Origin of the sequence: uncultured Nitrospira sp., assembly GCA_902500695.1 — a bacterium.
Lineage (GTDB): Bacteria > Nitrospirota > Nitrospiria > Nitrospirales > UBA8639 > Nitrospira_E.
On the sequence record CABVRQ010000160.1, the window covers coordinates 1 to 3,351 of the forward strand.

The window sequence follows — 3,351 nt, forward strand, 5'->3', positions numbered from 1 at the left end:
GGAGAATAGGCAGAACTCATACACAAGAGTCTTTAGCCGTAAGTTCGTTATAATTCAGGGATTGACTCATAAGGAATAGAGCCACCTCTCCTATTGGAAATAACGAATGGCTAAACGCAGAGTCTGCTTTCTCCTCCTGCCATGTCGAAATTCTGGTCTTGAGTATGAGGTCGTGTTGCTCTGGGCCTACTCCCTTTTCTCTTAGCCTGCTCGACCGTTCTTGAATGAGAATTTATTTTAAAGGAGTCTTGGAAATTCGGCTTCTAGTGCTCGGCCCACCTAGACCTGCTCACGCACTCCTCAGAATTCTCAGCTTGTGCCACCAGACCTAGTCTTGCTGGACTTGCCATTTTGAACGCTCCCTATTTCTCTTCTGGGTTGAATTTAAGAGACGTTCTGCCGAAAGTCATGGGCAAAGATGGTTAGAGGAAAGGAGGGGAATTCTGAGTTTTCAGGGAATGATGCTCACGAGCAACATTGCAGAAGTCTGGCCGTATTGGGTTTGAGAAGAAGTGGTGTTCATTTGCTGGTTGTGTGTGATTTTGAGGCTGAGGGTTTGCTGGCGATGGTTTAGATGTAAATAGTCACGCACGTCTTTTTTAAATAACAGCGAAACGTCGTAGATTTGAGGATTGGCAGGGGTGTTGGAGCGTTGGCTGAGAATATATTGCCCGAGAATGGAAACATCCAGGGAGTCATCTGCAGCAAGGTAGGCGTACCCAAGTTTAGCCGCAAGGGTATCAGTGTGAAGTGCAGCAAATCGATTCAGGTCCCGCGCGAATTCAACTCCCGGTTTAAGAGTTGAAGTCGGGGAAACACGAAAATTCGAACCAAGCTTGGCAAAGAAGCGATCGTTTGCCATAGTCCCACGGGAATTGACTCGCCGAGTAAAACCCCACTGTGGCGTGAGATCTACCGGTTCTAAAAGATTCAGGGTCCCGCTCATTTTTGTTCCAATTTCTTCTACCGACCCATTCTCTACAAACTCACTTTGAGAGGTTTTATAGTACGAGGACCAATCCCCTTTGCCCGCGCCGTGTAGAAACGAGAGATTCGCCGAAACGGATTCTGTTGTAATGGCATCGGCGAGAGGGCCTTCAGGTCGAGTAAAGATGTTTGTCTGCTGACGGACATACCCAAGTGATAGACTGGGCAAATTTGGAGGGGCCAAGAGCAAAGAAAATTTTTGTTGGTTAGCGACGGTTTGAGAACGAGACAGATCTCCCTCAACATTACTAGTGAATCGGCTGAGTTCAATTTGGGGAGTGACGAACGGAAGATTCCATTCCCATGCCAGTTTTCCTCCCACACGATCATTGGGTGTCGTAAATGAAGTGTTCCCGGTTTCTTGCCCAGAGTAGCCATACTGAGCTCGGTATTTCATTCTCCCTGTTGTCCCTTTGAGGACGAATTGAGCTCCCATGCGATTGGCAGATGGTGTCGCCGAGTTGTCTGTTATCAATGGTTCCCGATATACCATCTGGACTCCAGCGGTCAGGCCTTCTTGAAAAAGAGAAATGTCATTTGACGCCTCATACAAACTGCTCCCACCTTGTTTCATCAGGGAAGGCATATCCCGAGCGCCCTGAAGGTTGAAAGGTTCACGTTTTTGGGTAAAGTTGAAACGAGTGAGAGAATATTCACCTGTAGATTCATTACATGGAGTGCTTTGAGAGTAGAAAGGGGAAGAACGTCCTGAAGAGGAAGAGGTCGGAGAGCCACATGCATGGGAATCTGAGCCGGTTCGCAGACCTAGGCGATCAACCAGCGGGATTAAATCCGCAGAAAAGGCTGAATCACTCACGAATGGGAGAAGCAAACTTCCAATAACCAACCAGAGAACAGTCCGCACCATCACCTGCCCCCTTATTTATGATTTTTTCTCCTATTCCTTATCGGTAAGCAACCCAGATGCCGTAGTGCAAAATGGGCAGAAATTTCCTCCTAATTATTGATTTCTTTCAGAAGAAAAAGAAAAGAGTTGATCTCCTTACTAATATTCCCGATTGTAACAATCTCAGGAGCTGGAGAAATTTTCCTATGTGGGGGAAAACTTGAGTGAATCTGCGTGATTCCAGACACAGGCTCCCTGTGCGTTTATCACCACAGAGGAATTGTGGTGCAACTGGAACTAAATGTAATGTTGGCAGACAGCGGACCCACTCCAAAATCATTGAATCTCGTGCCTATCTCGCATTTGCAAATCTTGAAATAATCGAATATCAGTATCCAAAAGTCACAAAGGATGCCCAAAACGATACAAGTGACGACTATCGCCATTGATTAGGAATCAGGTCACGTAACGCAATTGAGTTTCTTAAGACTAGGCAGTAAGCCTATCTTTATGGGAATGAAGATATTTTTTAACTAAAAGGCCCAGAGTTCTTAAACGAATGGGTGATAATCCGGAGGTATTGATGAAGCGGATACTGTATCTTTTAATCAGCTTAGGATTGGTGGCACTGTTGATAGGGGGAATGACAGTCATACCTCAAGGCAATCTTGCAGCCGAAGAGGGTCAATATGCCCAGGCTACATTTGCAGGCGGTTGCTTCTGGTGCATGGAAGAGGTGTATGAAAAAGTTGATGGCGTGGTATCCGTTGTCTCAGGTTTTACGGGAGGACAGCTGTCTAATCCAACCTATGAGCAAGTTTCGGCCGGAGGAACCGGTCATACTGAATCGGTTGAAGTGACCTATGATCCTACCAAGGTCACGTATCAACGTCTGTTGGAAGTGTTTTGGCGTAATGTTGATCCTACGACGCTGAATGCCCAGTTCTGTGATCATGGCAACCAATATCGAACCGCGATCTTCTACCATGATGAAAAGCAAAAAATGTTAATCGACGCATCCAAAAAGGTGGTAGAGAGTTCCAAATCTTTTCCGCAACCAATCGTGACCGAGATTGTTCCGGCTTCGATCTTCTTCTCTGCCGAAGACTATCATCAGGATTTTTATAAAAAGAATCCAGTCCGGTACAAATTTTATAAATGGAATTGCGGTCGTTCTCAGCGTTTGGAAGAGTTATGGGGAAAGTCATAATCCGGCTATGGGTCCTCGCAACACACCCTTTTCCGGACTTTTTTTTATAGTCGGTTCGAAAGGGGACTAGGCTGCTTTGTGATTAACGGTACTTTTCAATAGTACTGCCAAAACCCCATGAGACGCCCCCTCCTCACCCTTTTGCCCTAAAATCACTTTTTAGTCATTTCCTTCTATGGGAAATGGGGAAAAGGTACTGGGAATGGAAATGGCATTATCTCGTTAGGCTGGTAAATCGCGATTCTTCCACCCTCGTCACTGACAAAGAAACGATTCGTGACCGACATCTTCAGTTGTGGTCTGATAT

At 45.9% G+C, this 3,351-nt stretch carries 2 protein-coding genes; one reads left to right on the forward strand and one right to left on the reverse strand.

Features of this window, described 5'->3' with window-relative positions:
* Positions 1-451: 451 nt before the first annotated feature.
* A complete protein-coding gene (locus AAH187_RS19015; RefSeq protein ID WP_342350066.1) occupies positions 452-1,384 on the reverse strand; it encodes a hypothetical protein in 933 nt (310 codons plus the stop codon).
* 1,033 nt (positions 1,385-2,417) lie between these two features.
* Between AAH187_RS19015 and msrA the strand changes: the two genes are divergently transcribed.
* Positions 2,418-3,044, forward strand: a complete 627-nt coding sequence (msrA, locus tag AAH187_RS19020) for a peptide-methionine (S)-S-oxide reductase MsrA (protein ID WP_342350067.1) — start codon at positions 2,418-2,420, stop codon at positions 3,042-3,044.
* The last annotated feature ends 307 nt before the right edge of the window (positions 3,045-3,351 follow it).